The organism is Pseudomonas sp. McL0111 (genome assembly GCF_052567255.1).
In genome coordinates, this window is the sequence record NZ_CP199585.1 from 2,062,705 (window position 1) to 2,081,839 (window position 19,135).

Annotated in this window: 19 protein-coding genes; 8 read left to right on the forward strand and 11 right to left on the reverse strand. The window is 60.0% G+C overall.

What is annotated here, in order from left to right; genetic code table 11:
• Positions 1 to 61: 61 nt before the first annotated feature.
• From ACTWLJ_RS09340 to choX, 6 genes are all read right to left on the reverse strand, one after another.
• Positions 62 to 325: a hypothetical protein gene (locus ACTWLJ_RS09340; RefSeq protein WP_401216281.1), complete on the reverse strand. Its 264-nt coding sequence runs from the start codon at positions 323 to 325 to the stop codon at positions 62 to 64.
• Between the two features lie 359 nt (positions 326 to 684).
• A complete protein-coding gene (locus ACTWLJ_RS09345) occupies positions 685 to 1,848 on the reverse strand; it encodes a gamma-butyrobetaine dioxygenase (RefSeq protein ID WP_445180638.1) in 1,164 nt (387 codons plus the stop codon).
• A gap of 24 nt (positions 1,849 to 1,872) precedes the next feature.
• Positions 1,873 to 2,349, reverse strand: a complete 477-nt coding sequence (locus ACTWLJ_RS09350) for a thioesterase family protein (RefSeq protein ID WP_445180639.1) — start codon at positions 2,347 to 2,349, stop codon at positions 1,873 to 1,875.
• 136 nt (positions 2,350 to 2,485) lie between these two features.
• Positions 2,486 to 3,451, reverse strand: a complete 966-nt coding sequence (locus ACTWLJ_RS09355; protein WP_445180640.1) for an L-carnitine dehydrogenase — start codon at positions 3,449 to 3,451, stop codon at positions 2,486 to 2,488.
• Between the two features lie 144 nt (positions 3,452 to 3,595).
• The gene (locus tag ACTWLJ_RS09360) at positions 3,596 to 4,483 is read right to left on the reverse strand and encodes a 3-keto-5-aminohexanoate cleavage protein (protein WP_445180641.1); all 888 of its coding nucleotides are present in this window, start codon (positions 4,481 to 4,483) and stop codon (positions 3,596 to 3,598) included.
• A 118-nt stretch (positions 4,484 to 4,601) separates the two neighbouring features.
• Positions 4,602 to 5,546: a choline ABC transporter substrate-binding protein gene (gene choX / locus ACTWLJ_RS09365; RefSeq protein WP_445180642.1), complete on the reverse strand. Its 945-nt coding sequence runs from the start codon at positions 5,544 to 5,546 to the stop codon at positions 4,602 to 4,604.
• Between the two features lie 191 nt (positions 5,547 to 5,737).
• Here choX and ACTWLJ_RS09370 point away from each other — a divergent pair, with 191 nt between their 5' ends.
• The gene (locus ACTWLJ_RS09370) at positions 5,738 to 6,682 is read left to right on the forward strand and encodes a GlxA family transcriptional regulator (protein WP_252142512.1); all 945 of its coding nucleotides are present in this window, start codon (positions 5,738 to 5,740) and stop codon (positions 6,680 to 6,682) included.
• A 149-nt stretch (positions 6,683 to 6,831) separates the two neighbouring features.
• Here the strand turns inward: ACTWLJ_RS09370 and ACTWLJ_RS09375 are convergent, their stop codons facing one another.
• From ACTWLJ_RS09375 to ACTWLJ_RS09395, 5 genes are all read right to left on the reverse strand, one after another.
• Positions 6,832 to 7,248, reverse strand: a complete 417-nt coding sequence (locus ACTWLJ_RS09375) for a DUF3010 family protein (RefSeq protein WP_445180643.1) — start codon at positions 7,246 to 7,248, stop codon at positions 6,832 to 6,834.
• Positions 7,249 to 7,306: 58 nt separating this feature from the next.
• Positions 7,307 to 8,482 (reverse strand): MFS transporter, encoded by a 1,176-nt coding sequence (locus ACTWLJ_RS09380; RefSeq protein WP_445180644.1) that lies wholly within the window; start codon positions 8,480 to 8,482, stop codon positions 7,307 to 7,309.
• Between the two features lie 137 nt (positions 8,483 to 8,619).
• Positions 8,620 to 8,943 carry a helix-turn-helix domain-containing protein gene (locus ACTWLJ_RS09385; RefSeq protein WP_445180645.1) on the reverse strand — a complete coding sequence of 108 codons (324 nt, stop codon included), beginning with the start codon at positions 8,941 to 8,943 and terminating at the stop codon, positions 8,620 to 8,622.
• Positions 8,927 to 9,181, reverse strand: coding sequence for a type II toxin-antitoxin system RelE family toxin (locus ACTWLJ_RS09390; protein ID WP_401216273.1), 255 nt, complete (start codon positions 9,179 to 9,181; stop codon positions 8,927 to 8,929). The genes ACTWLJ_RS09385 and ACTWLJ_RS09390 overlap by 17 nt, the downstream gene beginning before the upstream one ends.
• 211 nt (positions 9,182 to 9,392) lie before the next feature.
• Complete coding sequence (locus tag ACTWLJ_RS09395; RefSeq protein WP_401216272.1) at positions 9,393 to 9,797, reverse strand: lysozyme inhibitor LprI family protein; 405 nt, start codon at positions 9,795 to 9,797, stop codon at positions 9,393 to 9,395.
• A 234-nt stretch (positions 9,798 to 10,031) separates the two neighbouring features.
• On the opposite strand from ACTWLJ_RS09395, the gene ACTWLJ_RS09400 reads away from it, so the two are divergent.
• From ACTWLJ_RS09400 to ACTWLJ_RS09430, 7 genes are all read left to right on the forward strand, one after another.
• Positions 10,032 to 11,009, forward strand: coding sequence for a dipeptidase (locus ACTWLJ_RS09400; protein WP_108216971.1), 978 nt, complete (start codon positions 10,032 to 10,034; stop codon positions 11,007 to 11,009).
• 78 nt (positions 11,010 to 11,087) lie between these two features.
• The gene (locus tag ACTWLJ_RS09405) at positions 11,088 to 11,618 is read left to right on the forward strand and encodes a DUF5943 domain-containing protein (RefSeq protein ID WP_005792152.1); all 531 of its coding nucleotides are present in this window, start codon (positions 11,088 to 11,090) and stop codon (positions 11,616 to 11,618) included.
• 15 nt (positions 11,619 to 11,633) lie between these two features.
• On the forward strand, positions 11,634 to 13,694 hold the full coding sequence (dgcA, locus tag ACTWLJ_RS09410; protein ID WP_445180646.1) for a dimethylglycine demethylation protein DgcA: 2,061 nt from the start codon (positions 11,634 to 11,636) through the stop codon (positions 13,692 to 13,694).
• 162 nt (positions 13,695 to 13,856) lie between these two features.
• On the forward strand, positions 13,857 to 15,806 hold the full coding sequence (gene dgcB, locus ACTWLJ_RS09415) for a dimethylglycine demethylation protein DgcB (RefSeq protein WP_445180647.1): 1,950 nt from the start codon (positions 13,857 to 13,859) through the stop codon (positions 15,804 to 15,806).
• Positions 15,806 to 17,026, forward strand: a complete 1,221-nt coding sequence (etfA, locus tag ACTWLJ_RS09420; RefSeq protein ID WP_445180648.1) for an electron transfer flavoprotein subunit alpha — start codon at positions 15,806 to 15,808, stop codon at positions 17,024 to 17,026. The genes dgcB and etfA overlap by 1 nt, the downstream gene beginning before the upstream one ends.
• Before the next feature lie 15 nt (positions 17,027 to 17,041).
• Positions 17,042 to 17,812, forward strand: coding sequence for an electron transfer flavoprotein subunit beta (gene etfB, locus ACTWLJ_RS09425; RefSeq protein WP_445180649.1), 771 nt, complete (start codon positions 17,042 to 17,044; stop codon positions 17,810 to 17,812).
• Positions 17,813 to 17,841: 29 nt separating this feature from the next.
• Positions 17,842 to 18,408 carry a GNAT family N-acetyltransferase gene (locus tag ACTWLJ_RS09430; RefSeq protein ID WP_445180650.1) on the forward strand — a complete coding sequence of 189 codons (567 nt, stop codon included), beginning with the start codon at positions 17,842 to 17,844 and terminating at the stop codon, positions 18,406 to 18,408.
• Positions 18,409 to 19,135 lie beyond the last annotated feature (727 nt).

A 19,135-nucleotide genomic window follows, 5' to 3' on the forward strand; every position in this document is an offset into this window, starting at 1 on the left:
CTCGCTCCCACACTGGAATGCATTTCAACCGTGGGAGCGAGCTTGCTCGCGAATGGATCTATCAGGCGCTGCGGGTCTGTTGGTAATCCGCCAGCGCCGGCAGCAACTGTCTGTCGATGGCCTGCCGCACGGCGGGCTGGATACTGGCGCCGCTGGTGTACATGTCCTTGACCATCTTGCGCAGCTCATATGCCCGGGCATCATCCAGACCGCGCACTGCACACTCACATGCCTGTTCTGCCGTGGTGCCGCTCGGCGTTTGAATTCCCAACGCCTTGAGCTGGCCCAACAGGTCTTCCTGATCAATCAAATCGGCGTACATCATGAGGCGAATCCTTCTTTGGCAACGGAGGTCGTGGCTCGATTCTGGTAGGCATACGGGGGGAGGGCAAGGGCGTTTTGTCGCAGTGTCTACATTGGTTATGAGCATGTCGTTTTTGGCCAAGTCGCCGAACAGCGGAATGGTCACACTGGCCCCAGCTACTTCACGAAGGTTTGGTCACCCTCGCCTGGCGGCTCCTCAACAGTACCCTCTGCCCCGATCCTGTCACGGCTTGTATCGGGGCTTTTTTTGGTCGTGAACCAGACTGCCGAGGTGGATTCTTCGCGAGCAGGCTCACTCCCACATTTGGAATGCATTTCCCCTGTGGGAGCCAGCCTGCTGGCGATGAACGATGACGCGGTCTAGCGTTGCAACACCAGAATCCGCGACAACAGCTCATCCCGGTCGATATAGCAGCCCTGAAAATGCCGTGCGCCGGTCGCCGGATCAAACGCATTGCGCGCATGCAGAGTCCGGCGATTATCGAAACACCACAGCTCTCCGGGATTAAGCCGCTGCATCAGCCGGAAGCGCGGCTCGCGGGTCATCGCAATAAAGCGCCGATAAGCCCGATACAACAACGGCATTTGCTCCACCGACGTATCGAACGCGCCACGCAGAAAGTTCGCCATGCGAATCTCCGAAACCTGCCCCAGTACGTTCAGCGCAATGATCGGCGCCAGGCAGCGATAGTCGCTGTGGCGATCCTTGTTGCGAAACTCAACGGGGATTTCACACAGGGCCTGAAACGACTCGGGATCTTCCTGGCGCAAGGCGTCGGCAATCGCAAAGCCGTCGACGAAAATACTCTCGCCACCCTCGGCGTCATTCACCAGACAATGCAGAAATTGCAGCCCCGGTTGCAGCTCGCGGGTCGGCAGATCCGTGTGCAGTGGCAGGTTGAAAGCGGTGTAGGCATTGCTGTCGGCGTCGGCCTTGGATTGCACGTTGAACAGCACACCGAAATTGCTTTCGCGGATGAAGGAGATCCGTTGTGCGATCAACTTCAGCGAGCCGGGCTCGGTGGGCACGCCACGGACCTGAGTCAGGCCGATGTCGCGCACGGCGATCAGCCATTGCAGCAGCGCCGCGTTGTCGTTCATCAACGCTGCATATTCGAACACCGGCAGCTGCAAATCGCTGCGCCATAGATAAGCTTTGGGTTTGGCGGCCAGACGCTCGGCGCGGGACTGATCGTCATAGGCGTGGGCGCGCAGCCAGCCCGGATCGAAACGGCTGAGGTGGCCGTCCTGCCAATCGATGTGCAAACAGCCATCGGTAGCGATATGTGCAGCGGCAGGGGCGAGGTCGTGCGCGGCATCGACAATCTCGAATACCTGCTCACGGGTGACGTTGTAGACGCATTGCGGGCACGGACAGTTATCGCGCAGCCATGCATGGTGAAACGGGCTGATACGGCCATCGGCCCATTCAATCGAAACGCGATCCGCCAGGCTCTGCACGCCGCTTAGCGCGCTGATCAACGGATAAGTACGGAAGTCGGCAACAGCGGCAGCGGTGTTCATGACGGCTCCTTGCGATGGATGAATTTACCGGGCAGGTGGCAGGGCGATAACCCGGCCGATGTAAGCGGGGGCGGGCAGGTCTTGCTGGTCGACGACGATGGTTTGCAGGCGGTTCAGGGTGTCAGGGCTGAACGGTGCTGAACGCGGGCCGGCGAGATCGACGTGGAGCAGCATCTGCTCATTGCCAGCCAGTTCCTGGTCATCACCGACCTTGTGCAGGCTGTGATAGAGATGCACGCGCTTGGCGTCGTGACCGATGATTTGCGTGCGCACTTCGACTTCGGTGTCGAGCTTCACTTCGTGCAGATAGTTGAGGTGCAGTTCGAGAGTGAACAACGAATTGCCGCTGGCTTCGCGGTTGTTGCTGTCCATGCCGAGGCGATCCATCAGGGCATCGGTGGCGTAGCTGAAAATCAGCAGGTAGAAGGCGTCGCGCAGATGGCCGTTGTAGTCGACCCAGTCGGGGATGATGCGGGTCTGGTAGGTGGTGAGGCTGGGCATGATTTATGTTCCAACATTGATGGTGACTGGACGGTTGCTTTCGCGGGCAAGCCCGCTCCCACAGGGGATCGCATTCCAATGTGGGAGCGGGCTTGCCCGCGAAGAGGCCGGTACTGCTGACCTCAATCTGCAAGGATCACTCGCTGAAACTCATCCCATGCTTCTCTTTGGTGGTCTTCACCGCTTCCAGCACCGCCAGCAGGCAGTCATCACGATAGCGTTCCAGCGCCGAAATACTGTGGCGGCCGAGCTGATCGCTGGTGCCATCCACCACGTCATCAATCAACTTGTCGGTCAGCTCGGGTGCCGGCAGATACGTCCATGGCAACTGCAACGCCGGGCCGAATTGCGACATGAAGTGGCGCATGCCGGCATCGCCACCAGCCAGGGTGTAAGTCAGGAAAGTGCCCATGAACGACCAACGCAAACCAGCGCCAAAGCGGATCGCATCGTCGATTTCGCCGGTGGTTGCCACGCCGTCATTCACCAGGTGCAGAGCCTCGCGCCACAGTGCTTCGAGCAAGCGGTCGGCGATGAATCCCGGTACTTCCTTGCGCACATGCAGCGGACGCATGCCGAGGGATTCGTAGACTTTCATTGCCGCTTGCACGGCCTCCGGCGCGGTGTTCTTGCCGCCGACCACTTCCACCAGCGGCAACAGGTAAACCGGGTTGAACGGGTGACCGACCACGCAGCGTTCCGGGTGGGTCGAGCTTTCGTAAAACTCACTCGGCAACAGGCCGGAAGTGCTGGAGCCGATCAAGGCGTTCGGTTTGGCGGCGGCGCTGATTTTGCTGTGCAGTTCGAGTTTCAGTTCCAGACGCTCGGGGGCGCTTTCCTGAATGAAGTCGGCGTCACGCACGCATTCTTCGATGGTTGCAACGAAGCGCAGGCGATCTTGCGAGGCACCCGGTGCCAGACCGCTTTTCTCCAGCGCACCCCAGGCGTTGGCCACGCGTTTGCGCAGCGCCGCTTCAGCGCCGGGCGCCGGGTCCCAGGCCACCACGTCGAGGCCATGGGCGAGAGCACGGGCAACCCAGCCACTGCCGATGACACCGCTGCCCAGCGCGGCGAAGGTTTTGATTTCGGTGATAAAGCTCATGGCGACGTCCTGAAAGAGTTCGGTGATCCATTGTGGGAGCGAGCCTGCTCGCGAAGAGGCCAGTACATCCGATAAACATTCTTCGGCAGCTGTACCGTATTCGCGAGCAGGCTCGCTCCCACAGGGGGAAGTGGTGTGAAGGGTTTAACCGCGCTGGGTCAGGCCCATTTTTTTGCGGCCTTCAGCCGGCGTCAGCACCCGGGCGCCGAGGCGGCTGAGGATTTCAGTGGCGCGCTCGACCAGTTGGCCGTTGGTCGCCAACACGCCTTTATCCAGCCACAGGTTGTCTTCTAGCCCTACCCGCACGTTGCCGCCGAGCAACACTGCTTGTGCGGCCATCGGCATCTGCATGCGACCGATGCCGAAACCAGCCCAGACCGCATCCGCCGGCAAGTTATCGACCATGGCTTTCATGGTGGTGGTGTCAGCCGGAGCGCCCCACGGAATGCCCAGGCACAGTTGGAACAGCGGATCGTGGAGCAAACCTTCCTTGATCATCTGCTTGGCGAACCACAGGTGACCGGTATCGAAAATCTCCAGCTCGGCCTTCACGCCCAGCTGGGTGATGCGCTTGGCCCCGGCGCGCAGTTGCGCGGGAGTAGAGACATAAATCGTGTCGCCATCACCGAAATTCAGCGTGCCGCAATCGAGGGTGCAGATTTCCGGCAGCAGTTCTTCGACGTGCGCCAGACGAGTCAGCGGGCCAACCAGATCGGTGTTCGGGCCGAACTCCATCGGGTTTTCGCCGGCACCGATTTCGAGGTCACCGCCCATACCCGCAGTGAGGTTGACGATGATGTCGACGTCAGCCTCGCGGATGCGCTCCATCACTTCGCGGTACAGCGCCACGTCACGGCTGAACTTGCCGGTCTGCGGATCACGCACGTGGCAATGCACTACGGTGGCGCCGGCCTTGGCGGCTTCCACCGCAGCGGCGGCGATCTGTTTCGGGGTGACCGGCACATGTGGGCTTCTGGCGGTCGTGTCGCCAGCACCGGTAAGTGCGCAGGTGATGATGACGTCGTGGTTCATGGTGCGGTTTCCTTCAGGCGTGATGGGTCTGTCCGCAGCCCGTTTCGGGCGGCGAAGCGTCGTTCAGTTCCCTCTCCCTCTGGGAGAGGGTCAGAGTGAGGGGGGCTTCAATCGAGGATTATTTACTGGTCAGTTGCAGGTTCTCGGCGGCCGGTTTGCCGTCGAAAGTGGTCACGCCTTCAAGCCAGCGCGCCTTGTCCTGCGGGTGATCCTTGAGCCATTGTTTGGCCGACTCGAAGGCGTCCTTGTGATCGAGCAGCGGCTGCATCATCCGGCTCTCGTCTTCGGCGGTGTAGGTCAGGTTGCTCAGCAGACGACCGACGTTCGGGCATTGATCGGCGTACTTCGGCGCGGTGACAGTCCACACGGTGGCCATGCCTTCGTTCGGGCCGAGGGCGTCGTCGCTGCCGGTGAGGTAAGTCATTTTGACGTTGACGTTCATCGGGTGCGGCGCCCAGCCGAAGAACACCACGGCTTCATTGCGGCGCACGGCGCGATCGACGGCGGCGAGCATCCCGGCTTCACTGGACTCGACCAGCTGGAACTTGCCGAGGCCGAACTGGTTCTTGGCGATCATTGCCTTGATCTGCGTATTGGCGCCCGAGCCCGGCTCGATACCGTAAATCTTGCCGCCGAGTTCTTTTTCGAACTTGGCAATGTCGGCGAAGGTTTTCAGACCTTTGTCCGCCAGATAGGTCGGCACGGCGAGCGTGGCGCGGGCGTCCTTGAGGCTTGGCGCTTGCAGCACCTTGACCTGATTGGCATCGACGAACGGGGTGATGGTCTGGGTCATCAGCGGGTTCCAGTAACCGAGGAACAGGTCCAGCCGCTGATCGCGAATCCCGGCGAAGATGATCTGCTGGGAGGCGCTGGTTTGTTTGGTGTTGTAGCCGAGGCCGTCGAGCAGTACCTGAGTCATGGCGCTGGTGGCGATCACGTCAGTCCAGTTCACTACACCCATGCGCACGTTCTGGCACGACGCGGGTTCGGCCGCCATGACGCTGGCGCTCAACAAAGCGGTACCACTGAGTGCAAGAACACAGCTGCTGATCAGTCGTTTCATGTCAGGTTCCTCGGCAGGTCGTTATTGTGAGTTCCGGCGTCTGTCGCGCCGGTGATGCAAAGTTACCCAGCAACGCCCCGATGAAAGCGCACTGCGGCGACTGGCATTTGCACTGTAGCGACCTGCACTCTTGAACGGCGATCACAAACGGCGTATCAACGATCCACGCTACCCGCCAACCGAGTGCGCACATGTCCCAGGATTTCTACTTTTTGCTGATGCCGGGTTTCTCCGCCATCGGTTTTATTTCGGCCATCGAACCGCTGCGCGTGGCCAACCGCTTTCGTGGCGAGTTGTACCGTTGGCATGTGCTGAGCGCCGATGGCGGGGCAGTGCTGGCGAGTAACGGCATGTCGGTCAACGCCGACGCGGCGCTGGAACCGCTGAAGAAAGGCGCGACGCTGCTGGTGGTCGCCGGTTTCGAACCGCTGAAGTTCGCCACCCCGGCGCTTGAGCATTGGCTGCGTCGCCTCGATAACGAAGGCGTGACCCTCGGAGCCATCGACACCGGCAGCTTCGTCCTCGCCGAGGCCGGCCTGCTCGATGGTCATCGCCTGACCCTGCACTGGGAAGCCATTGACGCCTTCAAGGAGTCTTATCCACAGCTCAGCGTGACCCAGGAGCTGTTCGAGATCGACCGTCGACGGATCACTTCTGCGGGCGGCACCGCTTCCATCGATTTGATGCTCGATCTGATCGCCCAGGCCCACGGCCCGCAACTGGCGATCCAGGTCAGCGAGCAATTCGTGCTCGGGCGTATTCGGCCGCGCAAGGATCACCAGCGCATGGAGGTCGCCACGCGCTACGGCATCAGTAACAAGAAACTGGTGCAGGTGATTGGCGAGATGGAGCAGCACAGCGAACCGCCGCTGACCACGCTGCAATTGGCGGAATCGATCAAGGTCACGCGGCGGCAACTGGAGAGGTTGTTCCGCTTGCACCTCAATGACACGCCAAGCAATTTCTACCTGCGCCTGAGGCTGGAGAAGGCTCGGCAGTTGTTACGTCAGACCGACATGAGCGTGCTCGAAGTCAGCATCGCCTGCGGCTTTGAATCGCCGTCGTACTTCACCCGCAGCTACCGCGCCAAATTCGCCCGCTGCCCCCGCGAAGACCGGCGAACCGCGCAAGCCTGACTTGAGACTGTTTTGGGAACACCATAGAACCCTGTGGGAGCGGGCTTGCCCGCGATGGCGGTGTGTAAGGCAGCATTAATGTTGAATGTGCCGGCCTCATCGCGGGCAAGCCCGGCTCCCACAGGTTCTCAATGATCTGAGGAATCGGGTTACTTCTTCACCAGCGCCGAACAGGCCGCTTTATAGGCCTCATGCTGATACTTGTTCAACGTCCCCGGCAGCTCAAAGTTATGCTTCTTCGCCTGCGCATTGATCGTCTGCGGCGACAGCAGCGTCACCTCGCAACCATCCAGCAACTGAAACACACCCTCAATCTTGAACGTGGTCGGCCCACCGGCAAACTCACCCTTCTTGCTGCGCTTCTTGATCGCAATCCGGTCAATCGAATTCTCACGTACAAATGACGCCACTTGCGCGGCGAAGCGTTTGACGTTGGCCGCTTCATCGTCATCGTCGAGGGCGATTTTCTTGGTGGAGAGGGCGATGTGGCTCAGGGCCGAACCGTCGAGAGCGGCCACGGCGATGATCGCTTCGCTGCCTTTGATTTCAATGCCGCAGATGTTCATGGTCGCGCCTTGATTGAGTGTGAGCGGGTGGCGATGGTCGCGCACCCTAAGTATTAGGTCAAAGTGGATCGCCGCTGGTCATGGCAGAATTGCCGGGACGGCTGAGCAGTAGACTCAAACACGCCGCCGCCAGTGCGAACGCTGTCAGCAGCGCGCCGACCAGTGGCGTGATTTCCAGGCTGCCCCGCGCAATCACCACGCCACCGAGCGCAGCGCCCAACGCCACGCCAAGGTGCATCGCCGATGTGTTGATGCCGACATTCGCCTCGCCAGCCTCAGGTGCGCTGTGCAGCAGGTAGTTTTGCACCACTGGCGAGATGGTCCAGCTCAACGCCATCCACACCGCGTACAGCGCCAGAAAGCTGAAAAGCGAGGTTGTGGCCCACGGCAGCAGCGCCATCACCACGGTGAACAGTGCGGGAATCAATACCAGCGCACGTCTGAACCCCAGGCGATCCGATAGCCAGCCACCGCAAAAGCCGCCGCTGATCGCCGCCAGACCGAAATACAAATAAAGATAACTCAGCGAAACACCGTCGACGCCCATGGTTTTCTGTACGTAGGGCGCCAGATAGGCGAACAGCACGAAATGTCCCGTCAGCAGTAACACCGACACCAGTTGTGCCAGCAGCAATTTCGGAATGACCAATTGTCGGCAGTAATCGAGCAGCGACAGCGGCGGGCGGCTGGCGAACGTCGGCAAAGTCGCCCGCAGCAAAACGGCAATCACCAGTGCCAGCGCCCCGAGCAGCAGAAACGGCGCCCGCCAACTGATCGCCTCGCTCAGGGCAATCCCCAGCGGAATTCCCAGCACCAGCGAACCGCTGATGCCCATGAACACGATGCCAATCGCCCGTCCGCGCAATCGCGCATCCACCAGCGAAGCGGACAGGGTCGAAGCCAACACCACCACCAGCGCACAACTGGCGGCGCTGATGATCCTGCAGACCAGCAGCATCCAGTAATCCACTGCCAGTCCCGAACCGAGATTACCCACGGCAAACGTCAGCAACGCATAGATCAGCAACGTCCGCCGTTCGACCCGTGCGGTAAACGACAGCAACGGCGCGGCGCACAAGGCAAACGTCAGGGAAAACACCGCCGTCAGTTGTCCGGCAGCACTCAGGCTGACCCCAAGCTCTCGGGACAGTAGCGGCAAAATCCCGCCCACCAGATTTTCATCGATACCGGCCACGAACGCGGCGAGGGCGAGCAGGTAGATGCGAGGATTCATGGGCTATCAATGCGGGAGAAGTGGAGGGCGATGATGGCGGGGATGATGGTTGACTGGCAAGTCAGTAAAACGTTGTTGGACAAGTGAATCGAAGCCTGCGGAAGTTATTCCACAGGCTGTGATCGTCTCTCGAAATTCTAAAGCTCAAGCTGATTGGCCGTAATTCCAAACGCCGCTGCAATTTTCTCGCGTGTCGCCTTGCGTGGCTTGGCAACGGCTTCCTGCTGGGCGAACGCCGGTTGGGAAATACCCATGCGCCCGGCGACCTCTTCCTGAGTCAGGTTGAGGTGTTCGCGCCAGGCGCGGATCGGGGTCGCGCCGTCAACCATAAGGCTGACCACCTCATGGGGGATCAGATCGGGTTGTATCTTCTGCGCGACGTATTGTGCGTAGGGAATGACCACGAAAGCAGGTTTGCCCTCGGCATCATTGATAATTTGGATGTCAGTAGGTGCGTTCATCGCGTTTTTTGACCTCTTGAATACTGACCACTTTGATTGCGCCGTCCCAGTCGAACATGACCCGATAATTACCGACTCGCAGTCGGTACGCGAAGTCATGGCCCACCAATGCTTTGACGTTGCCCACATCAGGCATGTCAGCCAGCGCAGTGATGGCATCACGAACCTGACCCTGATGAGCGGAATGCAATTTAACGAGTTGCTTAACGGCCTTTCGAGTCCAGTGGATGCTGTTCATGGAAGAATATAAGTCTTTTATAAGATTTGCGAATCTTTACTTATATTTATCAAGTGGCCAATCAACAATCATTGTCAGCATGTTGCTTGAAAGGCCCGTTATTTGGGCCTTTCAAACACTATCTGTAGGCGAGGTCAGAACACTGTGTAGGACGAAGGGCTTGTGGGCGTGAAAGCTTAAGACGACTCCAGATTTCAGCGAGTTTTCAGGACTATTCCTGCCCAATCGACTCCAAAAACTCCGACCGCTCGTCACTCATCCGCGCCACACAATCGTTCTGCGCAATCTTGAACGCCTTGCTGCCTTCCGTCGCCGGGAAGGCTTCCACCGCGCAATCGGCATCCCGGGTTTTCAGCCATTGCTGCTGGGCGGTTTTCAGTTTGGTGGTGATGTCGGTCAGTTGTGCCGGGTTTTTGCCGTAGGCGGTTTGCATGCGTTCGGACAGGCTTTTGTAGTTGTCCTTGAGCAGGTCTTCGGCGGTGGTGCGGCTGTAGGTCGAGCATTCCAGGGTCTGCACGTCGTTTTCGACGGCGTCGCAGGGGTTGTTGTCGTCAGACTCGTCGGCGGCGTGTACGCCGGTCGCAATCAGTGCCAAAGCCAGGAAGATCGATTTCATTGATGTCGCCGCTCTAAACCGGTGAAGTTCCATTGATGCGGCGAATTCTGGCTCATGATCGCGGGCTTGAACAGGTGGCCGGTCGGGTGGCTTGTCGACCCTTTGTCGCGGATTGACGCTTTCGGCAATTCCCCTGTCGTTTTTGCACCCGGTCGCCCCTGCACCGAGGCATATGCTGGCCCCAAAGCGCCGGCAGACGATTCGGCGCATGAATCGCCAATAAGGGGACGCCTGATGAGCCCAGCCGAATTACACGCCGACAGCATCGTTATCGACGGTCTGATCATTGCCAAATGGAACCGCGAGCTGTTCGAAGACATGCGCAAGGGCGGCCTGACGGCGGCCAACTGCACCGTGTCGGTGTGGGAAGGCTTTCAGGCGACCGTGAACAATATTGCCGCCAGCCAGAAGCTGATCCGCGAAAACAGCGACCTGGTGATTCCGGTGCGCACCACTGCCGATATCCGCAAGGCCAAGGAGCAGGGCAAGACCGGCATCCTCTTCGGCTTCCAGAATGCTCACGCGTTTGAAGACCAGATCGGCTATGTCGAGGTGTTCAAGCAGCTCGGCGTCGGCATCGTGCAGATGTGCTACAACACCCAGAACCTGGTCGGCACCGGTTGCTACGAGCGTGACGGCGGTTTGTCGGGTTTCGGTCGCGAAATCGTTGCCGAGATGAACCGCGTTGGCGTGATGTGCGACCTGTCCCACGTCGGCTCCAAGACGTCCGAAGAAGTCATCCTCGAATCGAAAAAACCGGTCTGCTATTCGCACTGCCTGCCGTCGGGGCTCAAGGAGCACCCACGCAACAAGTCCGATGAAGAGCTGAAATTCATCGCCGACCACGGCGGATTTGTCGGCGTGACCATGTTCGCGCCGTTCCTCGCCAAAGGCATCGATTCGACCATCGACGACTACGCCGAAGCGATCGAATACACCATGAACCTCGTCGGTGAAGACGCGATCGGCATCGGCACTGACTTCACTCAGGGGCACGGCCAGGACTTCTTCGAATACCTGACCCACGACAAGGGCTATGCCCGTCGTCTGACCAGTTTCGGCAAGATCATCAATCCGCTGGGCATCCGCACCGTCGGCGAATTCCCGAACCTGACCGAAACCCTGCTCAAGCGCGGCCACTCCGAACGTGTCGTGCGCAAGATCATGGGCGAAAACTGGGTCAACGTCCTCAAGGACGTCTGGGGCGAATAAGCCACCGCACTTCTGAATCCTTTCCCCCGGCCGTCCGCGCCGGGGGCAACAAACCAAATTTTCTGGAGTTAAGTTTCCATGGCCAAGATCGCCCCGCAATTGCCAATCGAAGTCGACAGCGAAACCGGTGTCTGGACCTCCGACGCCCTGCCGATGCTGTATGTGCCGCGTCATTTCTTCGTCAACAACCACATGGGCATCGAGGAAGTGCTGGGCGCTGACGCCTACGCCGAAATCCTCTACAAGGCCGGCTACAAATCCGCCTGGCACTGGTGTGAGAAAGAAGCCGAATGCCACGGCCTGGAAGGCGTCGCGGTGTTCGAACACTACATGAAGCGCCTGTCGCAACGCGGCTGGGGCCTGTTCAAGATTCAGGACATCGATCTCGACAAAGGCACCGCCAGCGTCAAGCTCGAACACTCGGCGTTCGTCTACGTCTACGGCAAGGTCGGGCGCAAGGTCGACTACATGTTCACCGGTTGGTTTGCCGGCGCCATGGACCAGATTCTTGAAGCGCGTGGCAGCAAGATCCGCACCGTGGCCGAGCAAGTCTACGGCGGCTCCGAAGAGGGCCACGACGACGGCCTGTTCACCGTCAAGCCGTTGTAAGTCGAGGAACCCGCCATGGCTTTCGAAGCAATGTTCCAGCCGATCCAGATCGGCAAACTGACCATCCGCAATCGCGTGCTCAGTACCGCGCACGCCGAGGTCTACGCGACCGACGGCGGCATGACCACCGACCGCTACGTCAAATATTACGAAGAGAAAGCCAAGGGCGGCATCGGCCTGGCGATTTGCGGCGGTTCTTCCAGCGTGGCCATCGACAGCCCGCAAGGCTGGTGGAAATCGGTCAACCTGGCGGACGACCGGATCATTCCGCACTTCCAGAATCTGGCCGACGCCATGCACAAGCATGGCGCCAAGATCATGATTCAGATTACCCACATGGGTCGTCGTTCGCGCTGGGATGGCGAGCACTGGCCGACCCTGCTGTCGCCATCGGGCATCCGTGAACCGGTGCACCGTGCGACCTGCAAAACCATCGAGCCGGAAGAGATCTGGCGGGTGATCGGCAACTACGCCACGGCGGCGGCGCGGGCCAAGGCCGGTGGTCTGGACGGCGTCGAACTGTCAGCGGTGCACCAGCACATGATCGACCAGTTCTGGAGTCCGCGCGTCAATAAACGTACCGACGAATGGGGCGGCAGCTTCGAGAACCGCATGCGTTTCGGTCTCGAAGTACTCAAGGCTGTGCGCAAGGAAGTCGGCCCGGATTTCTGCGTCGGCATCCGTCTGTGCGGTGACGAATTCCACCCGGACGGCTTGTCCCACGAGGACATGAAACAAATCGCCAAGTATTACGACGACACCGGCATGCTCGACTTCATCGGCGTGGTCGGCTCGGGTTGCGACACCCACAACACCCTGGCCAACGTTATCCCGAACATGAGTTATCCACCGGAGCCGTTTCTGCACTTGGCGGCCGGTATCAAGGAAGTGGTCAAGGCCCCGGTGCTGCACGCGCAGAACATCAAGGACCCGAACCAGGCCACACGGATTCTGGAAGGCGGTTACGTCGACATGGTCGGCATGACCCGCGCGCACATCGCTGACCCGCACCTGATCGCCAAGATCAAGATGGGCCAGATCGATCAGATCAAACAATGTGTCGGCGCCAACTACTGCATCGACCGTCAATATCAGGGGCTGGATGTGCTGTGCATCCAGAACGCCGCGACCTCCCGTGAATATATGGGTGTGCCGCACATCATCGAAAAATCCACCGGCGTAAAACGCAAAGTGGTGGTGGTCGGTGCCGGTCCTGCCGGGATGGAAGCGGCTCGCGTGGCCGCCGAACGTGGCCACGACGTGACTCTGTTCGAGAAGAAAGAATTTATCGGCGGGCAGATAACTACCGCATCGAAAGCCCCGCAGCGTGACCAGATTGCCGGCATCACTCGCTGGTTCCAGCTGGAGCTGGCGCGGCTGAAAGTCGACCTGCGTCTGGGCACAGCGGCGGATGCGCCGACCATCATGGATTTGCGTCCGGACGTGGTGGTGCTGGCCGTCGGCGGGCATCCGTTCCTGGAGCAGAACGAACACTGGGGCGCCGCCGAAGGGCTGGTGGTCAGCAGCTGGGACGTGCTCGACGGCAAAGTCGCGCCGGGCAAGAACGTGCTGGTCTACGACACCATTTGCGAGTTCACCGGAATGTCGGTTGCCGACTTCCTTGCCGACAAGGGCAGCCAGGTCGAGATCGTCACCGACGACATCAAACCGGGCGTGGCCATCGGCGGTACGTCGTTCCCGACCTACTACCGCAGCATGTACCCGAAAGAAGTAATCATGACCGGCGACATGATGCTGGAGAAGGTCTATCGCGAAGGCGACAAACTTGTCGCGGTGCTGGAGAACGAATACACCGGCGCCAAAGAGGAGCGGGTGGTCGATCAGGTGGTGGTGGAAAACGGCGTGCGTCCGGACGAAGAGCTGTATTACGGGCTCAAGGACGGTTCGCGCAACAAGGGCCAGATCGACATCGAAGCATTGTTCGCGATCAAGCCGCAGCCATCGCTGAGCGAGCCGGGTGACGGTTACTTGCTGTTCCGCATCGGCGACTGCGTGGCTCAGCGCAATACACACGCGGCGATCTACGACGCCCTCAGACTGTGTAAAGACTTCTGACGGCTTGCACATAACCCTGTGGGAGCGGGCTTGCCCGCGAAAGCGGTGGGTCAGTCAATGCAACGGTGACTGACAGAATGCATTCGCGGGCAAGCCCGCTCCCACAGGGACCGAGTAAGGCATCTCGACCTGCAAGACCCGAGGTCTTTGGGAGCTTCACCTATGTTGAACACCCTTCTTCCAATCCTGTTGTTCGCAGCCCTGGGCCTTGGTGTCCTCGGCGCGTTGCGGCGGGTGGCCATGTGGCGTCGGGGCCGGGCCTCGAAGGTCGATCTGATCGGCGGCCTGCTCGCCATGCCCAAGCGTTACATGGTCGATCTGCACCATGTGGTGGCGCGGGACAAATACATCGCCAACACCCACGTCGCCACGGCGGGCGGGGCAGTGGCGTCGATTGTGCTGGCGATTCTGGTGCACGGTTTCGGCCTGCATAACCGCATCCTCGGTTACGCCTTGCTGTTGATGTCGGCAGTGATGTTTGTCGGTGCGATCTTCGTTTACCTGCGTCGGCGCAACCCGCCAGCGCGGCTGTCGAAAGGCCCGTGGATGCGTCTGCCGAAAAGCCTTATGGCGTTCTCGGCATCGTTCTTTCTGGTGACGTTGCCGGTGGCCGGCATTCTTCCGGAAAACTTCGGCGGCTGGCTGGTCGCGGTGGTTCTCGGGATCGGTGTGCTGTGGGGCGTTTCGGAATTGTTTTTCGGCATGACTTGGGGCGGGCCGATGAAGCACGCCTTTGCTGGCGCCCTGCATCTGGCCTGGCACCGTCGCGCCGAGCGCTTCAATGGCGGCCGTTCCACCGGGTTAAAACCGCTGGACCTCAACGACCCAAGCGCGCCGCTGGGCGTGGAAAAACCCAAGGATTTCACCTGGAATCAACTGCTCGGTTTTGACGCCTGCGTGCAGTGCGGCAAATGCGAAGCGGCGTGCCCGGCGTTCGCTGCCGGTCAGCCGCTGAACCCGAAAAAGCTGATTCAGGACATGGTCGTTGGCCTCGCTGGCGGCACTGATGCCAAATTCGCCGGTAGCCCTTACCCCGGCAAACCCATCGGCGAACACAGCGGCAATCCGCATCAACCGATCGTCAACGGTCTGGTCGATGCCGAAACCCTGTGGTCGTGCACCACCTGCCGCGCCTGCGTCGAGGAATGCCCGATGATGATCGAGCACGTCGATGCCATCGTCGACATGCGCCGGCATCTGACCCTGGAAAAAGGCGCGACCCCGAACAAGGGCGCCGAAGTTCTGGAGAACCTGATCGCCACCGACAACCCGGGCGGTTTTGCACCGGGCGGGCGGATGAACTGGGCGACGGATTTGAATCTCGACCTGCTCAGCGAAAAGAAATCCACCGACGTGCTGTTCTGGGTGGGTGACGGTGCGTTCGACATGCGTAACCAGCGCACTTTGCGCGCGTTCGTCAAAGTGCTGAAAGCCGCCAAAGTCGACTTCGCGGTGCTCGGTCTGGAAGAACGCGACAGCGGCGACGTGGCCCGGCGTCTGGGCGATGAAGCGACGTTCCAGTTGCTCGCCAAGCGCAACATTCAGACCCTGGCCAAATACAGTTTCAACCGCATCGTCACCTGCGATCCGCACAGTTTTCATGTGCTGAAAAACGAGTACGGCGCCTTCGACGGCAACTACCTGGTGCAGCACCACAGCACCTACATGGCGGAAATCATCCAGGCCGGCGCGCTGAATCTCGGTCAGCACAAAGGCAACAGCGTGACCTATCACGATCCGTGCTACCTCGGCCGTTACAACGGCGAATACGAGGCGCCTCGTGAAGTGCTGCGCGCCCTCGGTATCGAAGTGAAAGAGATGCAACGTTCCGGTTTCCGTTCGCGCTGCTGCGGCGGCGGTGGCGGGGCGCCGATCACCGACATTCCGGGCAAACAACGGATTCCCGATATGCGCATGGACGACATCCGCGAGACCGGCGCTGAACTGGTGGCCGTGGGTTGTCCACAATGCACGGCGATGCTCGAAGGCGTGGTTGAACCGCGTCCGCTGATCAAGGACATCGCCGAACTGGTGGCCGACGCGCTGCTCGAAGATGCCGCGCCGAGCAAGCCTGCCACGCCGGCCAAACGTGAACCTGCGGAGGCCCACTGATGAGCGACATTATCCGCCGCGACCCGCGCGCCGAATGGATTGCCCGCAATCGTCTGCATCCGCTGCACGCGGCAATGCAACCGGCGCAACACAGCTGGATGGGCCCGAACGGCGTCATCCGCAAGAATTTGCACGGGATCGGATTCATCGGCCCCAACGGCATCAAACGTATCGACCGCAGCGGCGCGCAACAGGGCGGGGCGGTCAAACGTTCGGCCGCTGTGGAAGTGCAATTGCCGCTGCATCAAGTACCGGCACCGGCGTTCTACATCTGCGTAGTGCCGGACATGGTCGGCGGTCGCTTGAGCAGTCACGACCGCGATCTGCTCGGCCTCGCTCATCAACTGGCCGGCAACGACGGCGCGGTACTGGCGGTGGTGTTTGGTGAACACAAGGAAAGCACCTTCGGCAATGCTGGCGTCGATCGCCTGCTGGTGCTTGATGGCGAAGAGTTCAGCGGTTATGCACCGGAACAGCGGGTGCAGGGTTTGCGTGCTGTGGATAACCAGTTCAATCCGCGTCATTGGCTGCTGCCGGACAGCCGCAGTGGTGGCGGCGAACTGGGTCGCCGTTTTGCCGCTGCACTGGGCGAACGCCCGGCGACTCGCGTGTGGCAAGTCAAGGATCAAGAGTGCATCGGCCGTGCCGGTGCGGGTCTGCAAGACCTGGCACGACCGGTTGCGCGGCTGATTCTGGCCTCGGCCGAGTGTGCCGAACCGGTCAGCGAAACCCGTCACGAAGCATTGCCGGTGGAGTTATCCACAAGCGTCGCACGCAGCCTGTCGCGGATCGAGGATCTCGGTGCGGTGGCCGTCGACCCGGCGGCGATTCCGATGGCCGAGGCCGAGTTCATTTTCTCCGGCGGCAACGGGGTCAAGGACTGGGCACTGTTCCACGAAACTGCCGCAGCATTGGGGGCTACCGAAGGCGCTTCGCGGGTCGCAGTGGACGACGGCTTCATGGCTCGCGACCGTCAGGTCGGCGCGTCCGGCACTTGGGTCACCGCACGGGTTTACGTGGCGGTGGGGATTTCCGGGGCAATCCAGCATCTGCAAGGCATTGGTGCCTGCGACAAGGTGGTGGCAATCAACCTCGATCCGGGTTGCGACATGATCAAACGGGCCGACCTGTCGGTGATCGGCGAAAGCGCGGAGATTCTTCAAGCCTTGATCGCGGCGGTAGCGGCTTACCGCAACGACGCCAAGCGCGATGCGGCTTAAGGGAAGGAAAGGGTTATGAGCACGAACATCATCAGCCTCGTCTCCATCGGCGCCCACCCGACCTCGGGCCGGCCGCGCCGCGCCGAACAGGATGCCCGCGCCGTGGAGCTGGGCCTGCAACTGGCTGGGGATAACCTGCAAGTGCTGCATGCCGGCGACGTTGCGGAACCGGCGTTGCGCGCTTATCTGGGCATGGGCCTGGAGCAACTGCATGTGCTGGAGCAACCGGCTGGCGCTGATGCCTTGCCGGCGTTGACTGCGTATCTGCGTGAGGCCGGTGCACAAGTGGTACTGACCGGTAGCCAGGCGGAAACCGGTGAAGGCTCGGGGATGTTGCCGTTCCTGCTCGCCGAAAGCCTCGGCTGGCCGTTGGTGGTCGGGCTGGCACAGGTCGAGTCGATCAGCGACGGTTCGGCGCTGGTGCTGCAAGCGTTGCCCCGTGGTCAGCGGCGGCGCTTGAAGGTAAGGTTGCCGTTTCTGGCGACTGTGGATAACGCTGCGCCGAAACCCCGGCAGAGTGCTTATGGCCCGGCACGGCGTGGGGTGTTGAACGCTGAAGATATCGAGGTGATCGACGACGAGCTGCTGGCAGTCGCCACGCTGCAAACGGCCAAACCACGGCCCAAGCGTCTGAAAGTGATCAAGGCCAAAAGTGGCGCAGACCGGATGAAAGCGGCCACGGCCAAGGCCAGCGGTGGTGGCGGCCAAGTGCTCAAAGGTGTCACGGCGCAGGCTGGGGCCGAGGCGATCCTCAAATTGCTGATCGAAGAAGGTGTCGTCCGCTGACACACCGCCAATCTCCATAAAGGAAAAACATGGCAGTTGAATTCCGTTCGGCCCAACGCACCGACGCCCGCGAAATCGCGCGCCTGTTCCAGATCTCCTCGGAAGGCGCTTCTGACTACATCTGGAGCCAAATCGCCGAACCCGGCGAACCGCTGCTCGACGTCGGCGCACGCCGCTATGCCCGGGATGACGTGGACTTCTCCTGGCAGAACTGCCAGATCGCCGAGGCCGACGGACAGGTGATCGGCATGATGCACAGCTACGTGATGCGCCATGATCCGGATGCCGAGCCGAGTACCGATCCGGTGCTGGCGCCTTACGCGGATATGGAAGTGCCGGACACGCTGTACATCTCCAGCCTCGCGTTGCACGAGGGCTGGCGCAATAAAGGCATCGGGGTGCAATTTCTTCAACACGCGCAAAAACGCGCCGACAGTCTGCGACTCAATGGCCTGAGCCTGATCGACTACGCCGCCAATACCGGTGCCCGACGTTTCTACGAGCGCCATGGCTTTGCAATCGTCAAAACCTGTCAGGTTGTGCCGCATCCGATGATTGCAGTAACCGGCGAGGCTTATCTGATGCATCGGCGTTGAGCGAACGCTGTTTTACCCACAATCCCTGTTGGTCGATCTGTGGTTAACGTGTTCGTCCCTCGCTGTACGCCACGTCAATCAGGCCTCTCAGCCCGAAGATCAAAAAACAACCAGCCTAAGTTGCGGTTTTTTCGGGCTTTTTCCCCAGTCTGACGACACAAGTTGCCCCCAATCTCTGTTGGCGCTTCTGTGGATAAGATGTTCGCTATCTTCTGTAGGCCATATAAAACGTGGCTTGCATGGGTTTGGTTGAATTTTGATCAATTACGTCTTTTTACGCATGAAATTTCGCGAAACGCCCGATTTATCAAGGGCTCCAGGGCTTTTCCACAGATCACCTGAAGTTACCCCCGAACTCTGTTGGCGCTTCTGTGGATAAGGTGTTTGCCATCCTCTACAGGCCATATGAAACGTGCCTTACAGGGTTGTGATCAAAAAACGCTCAATCACTCGATAAAACCCTGCTTCTGAATAAGTCACGGTTTTTCTTCGTAAATCAGCCACTTATTTGCAACTCATCCACAGTTGTCCCCATTTGCTGTGGGTGGCTCTGTGGATAAGTTGTTCGCCAAACCTTGCAAGCCCCGCCAGGCATAGTTCAAATGGCAATTGGTCACATTTCATACAGTTCTAAACTGCTGCCTTGACTTCAATCCAGCGCCTGTCTTCACTGCAATGGCACAAGGACAGCCGTTACTTATCCACATCTGGTTCTGGGAGAACGCAT